Source organism: Gordonia sp. CPCC 205333, assembly GCF_048537885.1.
GTDB lineage: Bacteria > Actinomycetota > Actinomycetes > Mycobacteriales > Mycobacteriaceae > Gordonia.
The window spans coordinates 48,506-64,305 of record NZ_JBCLVI010000001.1; the positions used below are offsets into that span (position 1 = coordinate 48,506).

15 protein-coding genes are annotated in these 15,800 nt (G+C 61.6%); all 15 read left to right on the top strand.

Features of this window, described 5'->3' with window-relative positions:
- The first annotated feature begins 379 nt into the window (after positions 1–379).
- The 15 genes from AAFP29_RS00260 (at position 380) to AAFP29_RS00330 (ending at position 15,769) form a co-directional block, all read left to right on the top strand.
- A complete protein-coding gene (locus tag AAFP29_RS00260; RefSeq protein WP_419215298.1) occupies positions 380–601 on the top strand; it encodes a hypothetical protein in 222 nt (73 codons plus the stop codon).
- 475 nt (positions 602–1,076) lie between these two features.
- The gene (locus AAFP29_RS00265; protein ID WP_419215299.1) at positions 1,077–1,265 is read left to right on the top strand and encodes a hypothetical protein; all 189 of its coding nucleotides are present in this window, start codon (positions 1,077–1,079) and stop codon (positions 1,263–1,265) included.
- 127 nt (positions 1,266–1,392) lie between these two features.
- On the top strand, positions 1,393–2,112 hold the full coding sequence (locus AAFP29_RS00270; protein WP_419215300.1) for a response regulator transcription factor: 720 nt from the start codon (positions 1,393–1,395) through the stop codon (positions 2,110–2,112).
- Between the two features lie 3 nt (positions 2,113–2,115).
- Entirely contained in the window at positions 2,116–3,492 is a 1,377-nt protein-coding gene (locus tag AAFP29_RS00275) for a sensor histidine kinase (protein ID WP_419215301.1), read from the top strand.
- A gap of 293 nt (positions 3,493–3,785) precedes the next feature.
- A complete protein-coding gene (locus AAFP29_RS00280) occupies positions 3,786–5,006 on the top strand; it encodes an MFS transporter (protein WP_419215302.1) in 1,221 nt (406 codons plus the stop codon).
- Between the two features lie 27 nt (positions 5,007–5,033).
- A complete protein-coding gene (locus tag AAFP29_RS00285) occupies positions 5,034–6,779 on the top strand; it encodes a GH3 family domain-containing protein (RefSeq protein ID WP_419215303.1) in 1,746 nt (581 codons plus the stop codon).
- On the top strand, positions 6,772–7,677 hold the full coding sequence (locus AAFP29_RS00290) for an alpha/beta hydrolase (protein ID WP_419215304.1): 906 nt from the start codon (positions 6,772–6,774) through the stop codon (positions 7,675–7,677). The genes AAFP29_RS00285 and AAFP29_RS00290 overlap by 8 nt, the downstream gene beginning before the upstream one ends.
- Complete coding sequence (locus AAFP29_RS00295) at positions 7,670–8,884, top strand: enolase C-terminal domain-like protein (protein WP_419215305.1); 1,215 nt, start codon at positions 7,670–7,672, stop codon at positions 8,882–8,884. Before AAFP29_RS00290 ends, AAFP29_RS00295 begins: the two co-directional genes overlap by 8 nt.
- 50 nt (positions 8,885–8,934) lie before the next feature.
- The gene (locus AAFP29_RS00300; protein ID WP_419215306.1) at positions 8,935–9,681 is read left to right on the top strand and encodes an SDR family NAD(P)-dependent oxidoreductase; all 747 of its coding nucleotides are present in this window, start codon (positions 8,935–8,937) and stop codon (positions 9,679–9,681) included.
- A gap of 35 nt (positions 9,682–9,716) precedes the next feature.
- Complete coding sequence (locus tag AAFP29_RS00305) at positions 9,717–9,995, top strand: YciI family protein (RefSeq protein ID WP_419215307.1); 279 nt, start codon at positions 9,717–9,719, stop codon at positions 9,993–9,995.
- Entirely contained in the window at positions 9,982–10,650 is a 669-nt protein-coding gene (locus AAFP29_RS00310) for a fumarylacetoacetate hydrolase family protein (protein WP_419215308.1), read from the top strand. The genes AAFP29_RS00305 and AAFP29_RS00310 overlap by 14 nt, the downstream gene beginning before the upstream one ends.
- A gap of 30 nt (positions 10,651–10,680) precedes the next feature.
- Entirely contained in the window at positions 10,681–11,889 is a 1,209-nt protein-coding gene (dinB, locus tag AAFP29_RS00315) for a DNA polymerase IV (RefSeq protein WP_419215309.1), read from the top strand.
- Between the two features lie 126 nt (positions 11,890–12,015).
- On the top strand, positions 12,016–13,398 hold the full coding sequence (locus AAFP29_RS00320) for a CitMHS family transporter (protein ID WP_419215310.1): 1,383 nt from the start codon (positions 12,016–12,018) through the stop codon (positions 13,396–13,398).
- Positions 13,399–13,428: 30 nt separating this feature from the next.
- Positions 13,429–15,090: an ATP-binding protein gene (locus AAFP29_RS00325; RefSeq protein WP_419215311.1), complete on the top strand. Its 1,662-nt coding sequence runs from the start codon at positions 13,429–13,431 to the stop codon at positions 15,088–15,090.
- Complete coding sequence (locus AAFP29_RS00330) at positions 15,083–15,769, top strand: response regulator (protein WP_419215312.1); 687 nt, start codon at positions 15,083–15,085, stop codon at positions 15,767–15,769. Before AAFP29_RS00325 ends, AAFP29_RS00330 begins: the two co-directional genes overlap by 8 nt.
- Positions 15,770–15,800: the final 31 nt, after the last annotated feature.

Genomic DNA, 15,800 nt, shown 5'->3' on the forward strand with positions numbered 1-15,800 from the left:
AGCCGCTGCGGGAGAAGACCAATGACTAAACGGATTTCTGATGACGCTCGAGCGGGGATGCACGCATGCGGCCACCGGCATTTGAGCTCGTGGTTAGTCTCATGGGCATGCTGACCGCGTGGGCCGATGAGAGTGGATCACGCCCAGACTTGGACCCGGGCGTGTATCTGATGGCGGCGGCGCTCTGTGAAGAAGACGATGTCCTTGAGCTCCGTAAGACCATGGAGGGGCTACGGATTGGGGAACCCAAGGTCCATTGGCACGGGAGTCAGCATGAACGTCGCGTCGCACTGGTGCGCGCTGTGGCAGAGCTCCCGGTCACCAGCTTCGTGGTAGTCCACATCGAAGCTGGTGCCAACGACCGCCGGCACCGCCGCAAATGCATGGAGTTTCTGCTGCCGCATCTGGCGCACATGCCCTGTTCCACCATCACTCTGGAATCGCGGGCCAGCTCGATGACAGTGACATGTCGACGTTGCAGATGCTGCGAGCTCAGCGGGCGGTGGAGTCGACACTGCGAATTGAACACGCGGTTGGCCGTATCGAGCCAGCATTGTGGCCGCGGACATCGTCTGCGGCGCCGTCGTCCAAGACCGGGTAGGCAACACCGAATATTTGGATGCCCTAGGTCAGGCTGTCGAGCTGCACACCATCTGACCTTGGAAAGGCCGCGAGCCACAGGCCTCGTCGTCCGGCGAGTAATCCTGTGGCTCACTTCCAGACCCACCTCAATGGGCTGGCTATAGCCAAATAGTACGTTCCCGGTCGCGTCCACGCAATCGCGGACTGACCTGTTTGGGCCCTTGCGATGTTTCGGCTGGGTGGGCGGACTAGTTGGCTGTGAGGACTGGCTAGCGGTCGTCGGTGTCGGCGGAATTGGGGTACCACTGGGGCACAGCCGGTCATCAGTTCGCCGTCGAAGTCCCCAAAGTCTCGCGGCGGCGCGATGGGCCACGGTTGAGGAAGGACCCTCGGTATTCGGTTACTCGGACGTTCGCCGATGGAACGGTGGCTACCGTGGTCGCCCTATTGAAGGACGAGGCAATCAAACTTGGCCTCGGAACCAACCAATCCCTGTGCAACTACAGACTGCGGCTGCCGAGTCTGTCGTCCACCATGCTCGAGAAGCCGACGCCGCACACGAACTCCAGCCGGGGCTGCTCTTCAGAGCGTTCACAATTAATGACACCGACGTCGTGATCGCCGCAGGCAACGTCCTCGACCCTGTGGGATTCGACGGCGGAGACGCCGGTGGTCGAGTGTGATGACCGTCTCGACAGTCGCCGCCCCGGGTCATGCGTTCGTATTCCTCGGGTCTCCGATCAGTATTTCCGCGTGTACGATCCGTTTGCGTAGCGATGACCGAAGGAATCGCATTCATACTTGACGATCGTGAAACTGGCGGGAGCGGGTCGGAGGATGTTCGCGGTGCGGATCTTGCTGGTAGAGGATGACTCTGATGTCGCAGAAGAGTTGTCGACCGCGCTTCGGCGTCAGGGGGGCATCGTCTCGAGGGTGTCGGATGGACAGTCGGCGATCCGTGCTCATGGCGACGTCGACCTGATTCTTCTGGACCTGGGCCTGCCTGATCTCGATGGGCTCGAAGTGTGCCGACGTATTCGTCGGGTATCGACCGTGCCGATCATCGTGGTAAGCGCGAAGGTCGAGGAAATGGACCGGGTGCTCGCCCTCAAATCGGGAGCCGACGACTTTGTCAGCAAGCCGTACGGCTTCTGGGAACTCACCGCCCGCATCGAGTCCCTAATGCGAAGGGCCGGTACCGCGAGTACACCGCCTGTCGAGTCGAACAGCGCCGAGCGTCTCATCGAAGTGGGCCCAATCACCGTCGATCAACGGCAACGTCGGGTGCGTGTAGATGGTGCGGAAGTCGACCTGACGCGGATGGAATTCGACCTGCTGGTGGCTCTCCTCACCGATCCGGGAGCGGTATTCGACCGGGATCAGTTGGGGCGGGTGGTGTGGGGGTCCGACTGGGTCGGATCGTCTCGAGCCTTGGACGTTCACGTCAACGCACTGCGACGTAAACTGGGCAATGCTTCCTACATCGAGACCATTCGCGGCGTCGGATTTCGCGTCAAAGTAAGTGACTGACACGTGCGCAAGAGATATCTGATTGCCAACTTAAGTCTGGTTACCCTGATTATCGCGGTCCTCGGGATCCCATTCGCCATATTGACTGCTCAATATGAGTGGTCGGAGATGAAGAATGTCGGACAACTCGACCGCGCCTATTTGATCGCCCCGATTCTTCGACTCTCGAAGTCCGAGATGCCGCAAATGCCGACCATAGTTCGGGACTTCTCGTCGAATCACGGTGCCGCGGTGTCGGTATTCGACGACTCCGGCCACGTGGTGGTGAAGAGTGGACCCGACGCCGACAGATTCAGCGAAGAGACGAAATGGGCGGCACGTCGAGCGTTCGACGGAGAGAATGTAATCGAGCGGGGCAGCCTTCTACCCGATCCGGCCAAGCCGCTGGTCATCGCCCAGGAATGGCAGCTGGCAGATGGACATCACTACGCCTTCGTGATCGGAGTGCCGACCGCAGAGCTTCGCCGGACCATCGAACAGCGCTGGACCGTCCTCGGCCTGGCTACCGTATTCGCGCTGGCATGTACGGCAGCAATGGTGTGGGCCTTGTCGGTGTGGGCGCTTGGCCCGATTCGCCACGCGGAAACCGCGGTGCGCGCACTAGTCCGTGGGCAGGATGTGGAGCGGATATCGGTCCATCAGGGGCCTGTTGAACTGCGCACCCTGAACGCGCACGTGAATCGCCTCGCCGACACTGTCCACGCGCTGATCGAGCGGCAACGCTTTTTCCTTGCCGATGCCTCGCACCAACTGCGCAATCCCCTGGTGGCGCTCAGCCTTCGACTTGAGAATCTCGCCCCGCATATCGATGAAGCCGGCCAGGACAGTTATCGAAAGACGCTGGTAGATATTGATCGGCTTCGGGCGACTCTGTCCGAGATCATGGATATATCGATGGTGGTCAGCGAAGAGCAGAAGATCATCGAAATAGATCTTGCCTCGGTAGTAGAGGACCGAACGTCGAGCTGGATCGTCGTAGCCTGGGAACGGCATATCCGCATTCGCAAACCGAATGAGACAGGCCTCGTCGTCCTCACTCGGCCTGGTGCCCTGGAGCAGGCGCTGGATGTACTTCTCGACAATGCGATAAAGTTCAGCCCCTCGCATAGTGAGATCGTCGTCACAATCGATCCGGGTGACATATTTGTCGATATCCATGTTATTGACCTTGGGCCGGGAATGACCAGGGAAGACCGGGAGAAGGCGCAAACTCGGGGATGGCGACCGGAGTCGACCTACGGTGGAAGTGGCCTGGGACTCTCGATTGCCACGATGTTGGTGACGTCCTCCGGCGGTCAACTCGATCTACTGCCGGGCAAGGACGGAGTCGGCCTCGACGCGCGAATTCGCCTGGTCGTGCCGGCACAGGTAGTGCGATAGCCGACTGTCGCAGGGTGCGGGCGAGGCCATCGGCCCGCTGGCCGACAAGTAACTTATCAATTCCTTAACACTCTCTTGCCGATAGTCTGCCGCAACTTTGTCGCAGTGCTGTCGGCTTCTTTGCCATAGCTACCTTGTTTGGTCGTAGCGTTCTTCCTACGAAAGCAATCGTGGTTACACAAGGCGGGGAATCGCTCGCCGGAGTGCGACCGTCAATAGCCGACGTAATACCAGCGCCTCGCGATCCGTGCGCGCGTCCAGTCGTCGCATCGGTATCAGGAAGAGGGAATATTGTGAACGGAAGTAGTACGAGAACTATCGACAATAGAGTTGGCAAGGCACCCGGTATTGACCGCCCAACAATGCTCCTACTCGCCGTCGGAACAGGACTTTCGGTCGCGTGTCTGTATTACGCGCAGCCATTGTTGGAACTGATTCGTGGTGACCTTGGGCTGAGTACCTCCGGGGCAGGTTTGGTCGTCACCGCAACCCAGATCGGCTATGCGATCAGTCTGCTGTTCCTGGTTCCGCTCGGCGATCTATTCGAGCGGCGAATGCTCGTCACTTCCATGTGCATTTTGAGCGCGGTGGCGCTCGCGGTGATGGCGATCTCGCCCAACGCGGGGATCCTGTATACCGCCAGCGCGATCGTGGGCCTGTTCTCCACAACGGCCCAGATGCTGGTCGCGGTGGCAGCGGGTATGGCAGATCCGGAGACCCGCGGCAAAGTCGTCGGAACGGTGATGAGCGGACTCCTGCTCGGCATTCTGTTGGCCCGAACTGTTGCCGGTTACCTCGCCGAATTGGGTGGCTGGCGGACCGTGTTCTGGGTGGCGGCGGCCACGATGCTCATCCTCGCGGTGACACTGCGTAGCAGGCTGCCCCTACAACCGCCGAGCTCGGACCTGGGATACGGCGCGCTGCTCGTTTCGGTCGCCACTTTGTTCCGTGACGAGCGAGTCTTGCGCTTGCGGGCTCTATACGGCGGCTTGGCATTTGCGGGCTTCAGCGTTCTGTGGACTCCGATCGCGTTGATGCTCGCCGCATCGCCATACGAGTTCAGTGAGGGCACTATCGGCCTGTTTGGCCTGGCGGGAGTCGCCGGGGCGGTCGCAGCGTCGATGGCGGGCCGGCTCGCCGACCGCGGTGGCGCTCGGCTGGTGACCGGAATCTGCGGCGTCGTTTCCATCGTGATGTGGGTGCCAATGGGCTTCGGTAAGCATTCGTTGATCTTGCTGATCATCGGAATTATCGGCTTCGACCTGGCTTGCCAAGCGCTACACATCACCAACCAGAGCGAGATCTATCGCATCCGGCCAGAGGCGCGCAATCGCATTACCTCCGCATATATGACCTGCTATTTCACCGGCGGTGTCGTGGGATCAGCCCTGGCTTCGTTGGCCTACTCCACGCACGGCTGGGGTGGTGTCTCCATTCTCGGCGCTGCTATCGGTGGCTGCATTTGCCTTGTGTGGTTGCTCGATTTGCGCAGCAAAGAAGCTGTTACTCGCTAAACCCATCAATCGAATTGTGAGGAAGACATGCCACAAGCATGGAGTTTCACTAAGAATCCGGCGAAACCCGCGTGGATTGGCTTCTGGAACGACCGTCGAGACGATTTTCTGTCAGAATGCCTCACTGCTCGTCTGGCGTTACTCGCGGATCTTGCGACGCCTGAGGCGGTTCAGGATCGGGTACTGGCCGACATAGTTGAAATCAGTTTTGCCTCGGCGCACTGGCGCGAGCAGGGCTTCGACGCGCTGAAGTCGGTAGATTCAGAGCAGCTCAAAGCATCGTTTCGCCGAACCCTGCCGATAATGCGATATGAGGATTTCGTTCCGCTGCTGGACCGGGAAGCGCATACAAAAGGTGGTGTCCTCACTTGTAGCCCGGTCCTGCGGTGGCTTCGGACAAGTGGCACAACTGGTCGACCGAAACTCGTTCCCTACACACTGCATTGGTTGATCGCGTACCGGATGCCGGCGATTCGGGCGATGTGGGGAACCTACCTTCATCTCCACCCCGAATTGCTGGACGAGCCATATGCCACGCTCGATACGCAGACCGTCCGGGAGGCCGCGCGCGACTTTGTGCACGGCGTCGAGTACCAGGCGGTGAGCAATCGAAATCCACCGTTGAACGATGGTGATTGGAATCCGCCGTGGTACCACGCACCCTGGTTCGACGAGGATGTTCCGACCGAACACGAAGAACGGATGTACCACCGGGTTCGCCACCTGCTCGGCAAAGATCTACGGTATATCTCGGCGATCAACCCGAGCACCCTTATTTCATTCCACGGACTGATTTACCAGAACCGCGACCAGCTGGTAAGCGATCTATTCCACGGGACGTTACGCGGAAAGCCGTGGGGTGCACCCAACCCGCAGGAAGCGGTTCGGCTCGAAGGAATTCTGGCTGATCCCGACTTCAGCCTCACGCAGATCTGGCCAAGTCTGACGCTGTACAGCTGCTGGCTTTCCGGGAGTGCGGGCCTCTACCAGAGCAAACTCGACGGGATCATGCCCGGAGTGGACAAGCTGCCATTCATGAGTTGCGGAACAGAAGGCGTCACCGCGATCCCCGTCGATGCCACTCTGACGAGTCAACCGCTTTCGGTTAATCAGGCCTTCTATGAGTTTGTTCCCGCCGATATTCCGCTCGGCGAATTACTCGACGCCGGAGAGTCGGTAGAGACAAAGCTCCTCGACGAGCTTGAAGTGGGGCAGGACTATCACTTGATTATGTCCCAGGGAAACGGGTTGTACCGGTTGTGGACCGGCGATATATACCATGTGGAAAGAATGGTGAATGGTGTTCCTTGGGTCTACTTTGTTCGACGCGACGGTGTATTCCATTCATTTACCGGCGAGAAGCTAACCGAAGCGGACGTGACCCAGGCGTTGCGTCAGGGATTTGCTGGGATGGGCGTCGACCTGGGTCTTTACCTCTGCGGCCCGCAGTGGGCTGAGCCGCCGCACTATGTGGTTACCGCGGAGTCCGCTGCGCCTTCCCCGTCCGCCAGCGAACGACTTTCCGCATTGGTGGATAGGGCGCTGGCCGAGGTGAATATCGAATATGCGTCCAAGCGGGATAGTGCACGACTAGGGCCGATTCGGGTCCAGCTCGTACAGAATGCTGCGATCGCCGAATATGTGGAGAGTATGCGGACCGATGATGGCGCGGCGCAGTACAAATACAAGCCGTTCCAGCGCAACACGACATTTATGCAGCAGATATCGGCGGTAAAGACACTGTCGACGACTAAAGGGACGGAATATGCCTAAATCGACTTCACTTGCGGCGCTGAGTATCCGCAAGGGGATCATTCCCATTCATCGCGACGAGGTCACCCTGGATCTGCATGTGTGGCGGCCCGCCGAACCAACAGCGGCAGTCTTCTACTTTCACGGCCTACAAAGTCACGCGGGCTGGCTGTGGGAGACCGGGCAGCAGTTCGCCGAACGCGGTGTCGCACTATTTGTGCTTGACCGACGGGGCAGCGGCACAAGTGGCGGCGCACGGGGCGTGATACCCGACGCTGCTACCAGCATCGGCGACTATATCGCAGCACTATCCGAGGTCGAGCGCCTGATTGGCGAGGATGTACCGCTCGGACTCTTCGGCCATTGTCTGGGCGGCTCATTTCTCGCGGCATTGCTCAAATCCGGCGGACTGAGCACCCGATACGATGCCGCCATATTCTGCTCGACGTGGTTGGGCAAACTGCACGCCACTCTTTCTGCCGACCAGTTGAGAGCACTCGCGGTCGACGAGGGCCAGGAGCCGCGGGCCGTCGAACTGGCCGCCTCGGACTTCACCGCCAATACGCGGTACCGCACATTCATCGACGAAGACGACCTCGCGATCAGAGCTTTGACCGGACAGTCGAAGTCGGCACTATTGCAGTTGGAGTCGATCTATCTCGCTCCCGATACACCGGCCCTGACCGAAGGAATTCCGGCGGCGTTCATCTCTGGAACGTCTGATCCGATCATCGATCTAGACGATGCGCAGAACACGTTTATCCGATTGACCTTGGGCCAGGGGGAGATCGCGATGCTTCCGACCGATCGGCATTACCTGCTCTATACCAGCGTGCGAGACCGACTCATCTCGTGGACATCGGATTTCGTGTCGGCCGCCCGACCGCCCGAGTCGTTGATGAGCGTGCGTTGTGCCTGACACGGCGGTCCGGCGAGAGCCAGTGGTGAGCACGGCGCGGGTGCCGATGCTGCGGCCCTTCTCGCACGCGGCGCACGCTCGCGCTCACGCCGAGTCAGTTCTGATCCAATGCAACATCGGTGGTGCGGTCGGCTGGGGTGAAGGCGCACCACGACCGTATGTCACCGGGGAAACCAGCCAGTCGGCGAGCGAGGCATTGGCCGGTGCGGGCAGCAGGCTGCTGTTGGATCACCTGACCGATCTCTGGAAATCGGGTGCGTCATTCGAGGACGGGCCGAGATTCCTGATGGCGCTGGATATTCCGCGACTGCTGGGAGGACTCCACCGGGCCCCGGCCGCTGCGGCAGCCCTCGAGACCGCATTGCTGGACGCCTGGTGTCGACTCTTCGGCCACCCGTTGCGCGATGTCGTCGCTGCGGTGTCACCGTTGCTCGTCAACTCGACAGCGTTGATCGCGCCGCTGCCGACCCCGCGACCGGTGGCGCTGGTAGTCGACCTTGCCAATACCGAGCGCGACGCGATCTCTTCCTTGACGCCCGCGGCGGCCGCCAACCTTCGCCACGTCAAACTCAAAGCCTCGGCGTCGCCGTCGGATACTGCGGAGCGGGCTCGCGAACTTCGTACTCGGCTGGCGGCTCTGAGCGCTGGCGCGGTGACCTTGTCGGTCGACGCGAATGGTGCGTGGGATGGACCGCAGAGTCTGCTCGCGGCGGAACTACTCGGTGGCGTCGTGGATTGGCTCGAAGAGCCGACCGTGCCCAGAAGCTGGGGTGATCTGCGAACCATCCGTGAGCGGACCGGCATGGCGATCATGCTCGACGAGTCGGCGATCGACAGCGGGGATGTCGAGACCGCGGCCAATCTCGCGGCGGCGGATTCGATCAATATCCGAGTATCGAAATGCGGTGGCCTGCTCCCGGCTCTTCGCGTTGCGATGGCAGCGCGATCCTGCGGCCTTGGCCTTCAGGTTGGGGTGCAGGTGGCTGAAATAGGCCCGCTGTGGGTCGTCGGGCGGATTCTCGCGACGCACCTATCGGGTTTGCTCGCGGTCGAGGCCGGGCGTCAGGACGAATGGTTCGATCCGCCGCTGACATATCCGCCGTACCGCATTGATCGCACCCGACATCTCGCACCGGAATTCGACGGAATCGGTCTGGGAGTGATTCCGTCGCCCGCTCTTCGTACTCACTGTCCGACCCTCGTCTGAGTCATCCCAGGCAGTACTAACCTTCGCGAATACCAAGAGGAGATATATCCATGACCCAGCACACCGCGCTGATCATCGGCGCCGCGGGCGGAATCTGTAGTGAGTTGTCACGCCGGCTGGCAGACAAGTCGGAGCGACTGGTTCTCTTCGACCGTGATGATGCGGCGGTGAAGAAGCTTGCCACCGAACTCAGCGATATCACCGAAGTCGAGGTAATCGTCGGAGACATCCTCGATGTGGAAAGCGCCGAACACCAGATCAAGTCGCTGGAGGGCGACTGGACGCCGTCGATCCTCGTGAACGGAACCGGTGGCGACACTCGCGTCATTCCGGTCACCGAGCTGGACGAGGACTTCATCCGTCAATCGGTGGCCGAGAATCTGGTGCCGGTCCTTACCGCTACACGTCTGTGCGTGCCGGCGATGAAGGAGGCCGGATACGGACGAATCGTCAACTTCTCGTCGGCCGGCGGCCGCACGTACAGCCATTTCAATAACGCCGCCTACGTTGCCGCGAAGGCCGCGGTGATCGGTTTTACCAAGCAGGCGGCCTACGAGTTGGCCCCCTGGGGGGTCACGGTCAACGTCGTAGCACACGGTCCGATCGCGACCGATCGCGTGGCCGGGGCATGGGAACGTCGGCCCGCGGACCAGAAGGCCGCGGTGTTGTCGAAGATCCCGATGGGTCGGATGGGCACGGTGAGCGAAGCCGCCGGCAGTGTCGCGCACTTCTGCTCTGAAGAGTCGGGGTACAGCACTGGCACCGTCACCGACGTCAACGGCGGAATCTGGATCTGAGTCAGGTAACCGAACTAGGAAAGGTAACAAAACCGATGGCAGTCTTTATCGTGGAATGGAACTATGCCGTGGACCGCGCCGGTCGCGAACCGGTGAACGCCGAGCATAAGGCCCACCTCAGCGACCTGGCCGACCGGGGAATTCTCGTTGCCGGTGGACCACTCCCGCAGGACAATGCGGGATTGCTGATATATCGCGTCCAGGATCGGGCGGCGCTCGCTGAAGTCCTCGGCGCCGACCCGTACGTCCGGGCGGGGTACGTCAAACATTCGTCGATCAGAGAGTGGCAGGTGAATTTCGGTGTCCTCGCCTAGCGCCGCACTGCTCGGCTGGGATTCGCCGGCTTCGGTCCTCCCGGATCGTCCCGGCAAGATAATCGTGATCGGGCGAAACTATTCTGATCGTGTCGATGTGGACGGCGCACCGCCGACGCCGCTGGCCGTCTTCTTCAAACCATCGACATCCCTGGTTGGTACGGGTCAATCCGTCCAATTGCCACCGGGGATAGGGGACGTGCGTTTCGAAGGGGAACTCGCGGTAGTCATCGGAATGCGCTGTAAGAATGTCCGGCCGGACGACTTTCGCGAGGTAGTCCTTGGCTATACCTGCGCCGACGATGTGACCGCCTGGGAGGTGGGCACCGCGACCGGTCACTGGTCGAAGGCAAAGGGCTTTGACACCTTCTGCCCATTGGGGCCACGCGTCGTACGTGATCTGGATCCGACCAATGTAGTGATCCGGACTCGAGTCAACGGGCAGATCCGTCAGGAGGGGAATACCTCGCAGTTGGTGCGTTCGGTACCGCAACTCATCTCGGAGGTGAGCTCGCTGATGACGCTTGAACCAGGGGACGTATTGCTGACCGGCACTCCCGCCGGAGCGGGGGTTCTGCATCCGGGTGATTCCGTCGAAGTAGAGATCGAGGGAATCGGTTCGCTGGTGCACACCGTGGAAAGAGCTGCCGCATAAGCTGTCACACCCTGATGCGAACATATGTTCGTGAGAATCACCCGCGAGGAACGCAGTGAAGCGTCGATACTGCATGCTGACCTTGACTCGTTCTACGCCTCGGTCGAGCAGCGTGACAATCCCGCGCTACGTGGCAGACCGGTCCTCGTCGGCGGAGGCGTCGTTGTGGCGGCGAGTTATGAGGCCAAGGCATTCGGTGTCCGCTGCCCGATGTCGGGGCGGGAGGCGATGGCACTATGCCCGGGGGCGGTGATGGCCAGGCCTCGCTTCGACGCCTACCTAGCGGCGAGCGGTCAGGTCTTCGACATCTTCCGGGACACCACGCCGATCGTCGAGGGCATCTCAGTCGACGAGGCGTTCCTCGACGTTGGCGGCCTGCGGCGGATATCCGGGTCGCCGGTTGAGATAGCCACGACGTTGCGTGCCCGGGTCCGCGCCGACGTCGGATTGCCGATCACGGTCGGCATCGCGCGCAGCAAATTCCTCGCGAAGGTTGCCAGCGCTGTCGGCAAACCCGATGGGCTGCTTGAGGTTTCGCCCGACGCCGAGTTGGACTTCCTACATCCCTTGCCGGTCCGCCGGCTCTGGGGTGTCGGAGCGATCACCGAAACCAAACTCGCCGACGCCGGCGTGCGTACGGTCGGTGATCTGGCCGAGCTAGGCGAGCGGAATCTATCCGGAATCCTCGGCCGCGCATCGGGTCGGCATCTGTATTCCCTTGCGATGGCGCAAGATCCGCGCCGAGTGGAGACCGGACGCAGACGCGGCTCCATCGGTTCTCAGCGAGCCCTGGGGCGCAAGCCGAAGTCGCCGGCCGACCTGGAAGCCACACTCATCGCGATCGTTGAGCGTCTGGCGAAACGGCTTCGCAAGGCGGACCGGCTCACCCGAACAGTGGTGTTGCGCTTGCGATTCGACGACTTCGGACGGGCCACGCGGTCCCGGTCGATGCTCACCGCGACCGATCGAACTGACATTCTTATGGCTCTTGCCCGTGGCCTGTTCGCCGACGCATTGCCGTTGATCCGCGACCGCGGTTGCACATTGATCGGATTGTCGTTAACCAACCTCGACGATGCGGACACCTGCCAGCTGGCCTTGCCATTCGACGACGACCACCAGCCTGCACTCGACCAGACAATGGACGACCTGCGCACCAGATTCGGCGTCGACGCCGTCACGCGGGCGGTTCTCGTTGGACGTCATCACGGCGCCGATGCCCCGATGCTGCCGGACTGAGCAAAACGATCAAAACGCGAGTTACGCGCGCAAGCGTGACTGTGACCTGGATTACTCCGACACTCATGTCAACCCGATGCCACAGCCGGTGGCCGTCGAACAATTCAGAGTGAATCGAGTAAGCCGATGTTGGTAGCGCTGGGCCTCGCGATGGTGGCTACGTTCATGTTCCTGATCATGACGAAGCGTGCGACGCCGGTCGTCGCGCTTATTCTGATACCTACCGCGTTCGGTCTCTTCGCCGGCGCGGGCCTCGGCATCAGCGACATGATCTCCGACGGCATCAAAGAGCTGGCGCCGACGGCCGCGATGCTGTTCTTCGCGATCATCTTCTTCGGCATCATGATCGACGTCGGGTTGTTTGACCCGATCGTGCGCGCCGTGGTGCGGTTGGTCCGCAATGACCCGGCCCGCCTTGTCGTGGGTACCGCTGTCCTCGCGGCTATCGTCTCCCTCGACGGTGACGGCTCAACCACTTTCATCATCGTTACGTCGGCACTCCTGCCGCTCTACCTGAAACTCGGCGTCAGCCCGGTGGTCCTCACCGTGACAGCTGGTCTGGCCAACGGCACGATGAATATCTTGCCGTGGGGTGGTCCGACGGCCCGTGCGGCATCGGCGCTCAAGATCGACACCTCCGACGTATTCGTCCCGATGGTCCCGTCGCTGATCGCCGCGATGCTCGTGGTGCTCGCATTTTCCTATCACCTGGGGGTGCTGGAACGTCGTCGCATCGGACGGATCGAGATCCGCGAGTCGGTGCTGGCATCGGTGGGGTCACGGAATATTCCACCCGTCCGCAGTGGCGGATCGGCCGGCAGCGGTGGCGATTCCGGCGAATCTAATGAGTCCAACGCCTTCAGTGGCGTCCTTGATCCCAATCGTGCCACGCTTCGCCCAAAGTTATTGTGGGCCAACGCTGCGCTGACCATCGGCCTGCTCGCAGTGCTCGGTGCAGATATCGTCGCGATTCCGGTCCTGTTCATGATCGCCACCGGATTGGCGCTGGTCATCAACTTCCCGCAGGTCAAAGATCAGCAGGCCGCCATCACTCGGCATTCCTCGTCGATCGTGTCGGTGGTTGCAATGGTGCTCGCCGCCGCGGTACTGACCGGCGTGTTCACCGGCACCGGAATGGTTGACGCACTAGCTCATTGGCTGACCGGCGCCATCCCGGACTGGATGGGACCACACTTGGCGATCGTCGCAGGCCTGTTGTCCATCCCGCTAACCTTCCTGATGAGCAACGACGCCTTCTACTACGGGGTGCTGCCGGTGCTGAGCGAGACGGCGTCGAAGTATGGCATCGACCCAGCCGAGATGGCTCGGGCGTCGATCACCGGCCAACCGGTTCATATGCAGAGCCCGCTGGTGCCGGCCATCCTGCTGCTGGTAGCGCTAGCTGCCGTGCCGCTGGCCGACCACCACAAGAAGGTCCTCTGGCGCGCGGCGGTGGTGTCCATCGTGATGTTGGTGGTGGGTTGCCTCGTCGGCGCCATTCCGTTCTGATCCACGATCGCCAGCCTTTAGGCTCACACCATGCCCGGTCGCCTGTCCTTGGTCGCGCAGGTACTCATCCTGCAGGTGGTGGTGATCACGCTGAGTCTGGCCGTCGGATTCGGTTGGCATATCAGCAAAGTCGACGACAATATGCGCGACGAGTACGCACAGCGAGCGGTAGCGGTGGCCCACGCGGTCGCCGGTGACCCCGACGTCGCGCGGCTTCTCGCCGCGAATCAGGGCGTCGACCTCGATGCCGCGGCACTTGCTGATGGAGAACTCCAACACGAAGCGGTCGACGTCGCGCGCCGCGCCGGAGTGCTGTTCGTGGTCATCGCCAACCGGGATGGAATCCGCGTCGCGCATCCAGAGATAGCCGAACTGGGCCGACATGTGTCAACCGATCCCAGCGCGGTGCTCGCGGGCAACGACGTCGCCGACACCGACCGGGGCACCCTCGGCGAGTCGGTGCGAGGCAAAGTTGCCATCCGCGCCGCCGACGGAACGGTAATCGGCTTCGTCAGCGTTGGCATTTCCACCGAAAAGGTTGCCGAGGCCACCAAGCGTGACATCGCGGTCACGATCGGTCTCGCGTCGGCCGCGTTGGCTGTTGGTGTGATTGGCGCGACGCTGTTGGCTCGCCGCTGGCGGCGCCTCACCTTGGGGTTGCAGCCCGATGAACTCGTCGCGCTGGTCGGCGAGCAACGTGCCGTGTTGCACGCACTAGCCGACGGAGTGCTGGCAGTCGATGCCGCCGGGCGACTTCGCGTCGTGAATGATAAAGCGCGACAGCTGCTTTCGATCGATTCGCCGATCGGGACGGCTTGCGACGAGATTGGCTTGACTCCGCGCCTGCGGCGCCTTCTCGACGAGCCGCAGGCGGTGCCGGTCGCTGCAACGGTTGGCGAACGAATAGTTCTGGTGAGTTCGCATCGGGTGCGCGCCGACGGCCGGGATTTGGGAATGGTCATGTCGGTGATCGACCGCACCGATGTCGAGAAACTCACCCGCGAACTCGATGCCATTCGTTCGATGAGCGAGGCATTGCGGGCGCAACGCCACGAGACGGCGAATAGATTGCACGTACTGGCGGGACTGCTCCGCCACGACAATGTCGGCGAGGCCCTCGCGTACCTGACTGAACTCACCGGATCAGGTTCGCGTGCAGAGCAATTGGCAGGTATCGATAACGTCGGCGAGCCGCATCTCGCCGCGTTTCTCGATGCCAAGGCTACGATCGCGCGCGAGCGCGGAGTCACCTTGGGTCTGGGCCCGCAGACCTGGGTGGCCGGCACTCTGGCCGACCCGGTCGCGGTGACGACGGTCGTCGGCAATCTTATCGACAATGCGATAGATGCTGCGGCTCAGGCAGATTCGGAACCCAAGCGGGTTGAGGTGGAACTCTTGACCGACGCCGACACCTTGTGGATCACCGTCACGGACTCGGGCGGGGGCGTACTGTTCGTCGATCCGGAAGCGATTTTCACCGAGGGAGTTACGTCCAAGGACGACCACGCGGTGCCGGGTGGCCGCGGGATGGGATTGGCATTGGTGCGGCAGATCTGTCGGCGGCACGGCGGCGACGTATGGCTCGCGGAGCGAGACGGTACGAGCACTGACGTTCTGGGCGGAGCAGTATTCGTAGCCAAATTTCCTGGGGCACTTGATGACCCGGACGAGTTAGGAGACAGAGATGGATGAGCGGCCCGGCGAACTCGGGGTGTTGATCTGCGACGACGACTTCCGCGTGGCCCGACTCCACGCCGCGATAGTCGAGGCGGTACGTGGATTTCGGGTCAGTGTGCAGGTCGGCACCACCGCTCAGGCTCGTGCTGTTTTCGACGATCCGTCCGTGTCGCGGATTGATCTGGCACTACTCGACGTCTACCTGCCCGATGGCTCCGGTATCGAGCTGATAGCCGAATTGCCTTGTGACTGTTTCATTCTGGGGGCTGAGTCCGATGGTGAGGCGATTCGTCGGGCCACCCGCTCGGGAGCACTCACCTATTTGATCAAACCATTCGACGACACTGAATTGGCTCGCCGGCTGGCAGGATACGCACATTATCGACGGCTGCTGGCCAGCAGTGAGGTGGATCAGCGCGGAGTTGATGAAGCGTTGTCTGCGATGAGATTCGGAACGCGTAACCGTGAGCGCGATGCGCCCGCGTCGCCGACCGAGGAAAGAATCCTGGCTCTGTTCGATGATCCGGATACGGGACTGTTCGCCGACGAGGTGTCCGCACGGATCGGTATCGCGGCCCCGACAGCCCGGCGGCACCTCGCGAATCTGGTCGCGGCGGGGCGTCTGCGGATGAGCCTTCGGTACGGCGGCACCGGTCGACCGCGCCAGGAGTATCACGTGAGTCCCCGCAGCTGATCGCCCCGCGGGGCGCGGTCAGAGGTCGCGA

What these genes read in the sequence shown, in the direction of transcription:
- AAFP29_RS00260 (WP_419215298.1), top strand. Translation starts at nt 380, where the DNA reads ATGCATGGAGTTTCTGCTGCCGCATCTGGCGCACATGCCCTGTTCCAC.
- AAFP29_RS00285 (WP_419215303.1), top strand. Translation starts at nt 5,034, where the DNA reads ATGCCACAAGCATGGAGTTTCACTAAGAATCCGGCGAAACCCGCGTGG.
- AAFP29_RS00290 (WP_419215304.1), top strand. Translation starts at nt 6,772, where the DNA reads ATGCCTAAATCGACTTCACTTGCGGCGCTGAGTATCCGCAAGGGGATC.
- AAFP29_RS00300 (WP_419215306.1), top strand. Translation starts at nt 8,935, where the DNA reads ATGACCCAGCACACCGCGCTGATCATCGGCGCCGCGGGCGGAATCTGT.
- AAFP29_RS00305 (WP_419215307.1), top strand. Translation starts at nt 9,717, where the DNA reads ATGGCAGTCTTTATCGTGGAATGGAACTATGCCGTGGACCGCGCCGGT.
- AAFP29_RS00320 (WP_419215310.1), top strand. Translation starts at nt 12,016, where the DNA reads ATGTTGGTAGCGCTGGGCCTCGCGATGGTGGCTACGTTCATGTTCCTG.
- AAFP29_RS00325 (WP_419215311.1), top strand. Translation starts at nt 13,429, where the DNA reads ATGCCCGGTCGCCTGTCCTTGGTCGCGCAGGTACTCATCCTGCAGGTG.
- AAFP29_RS00330 (WP_419215312.1), top strand. Translation starts at nt 15,083, where the DNA reads ATGGATGAGCGGCCCGGCGAACTCGGGGTGTTGATCTGCGACGACGAC.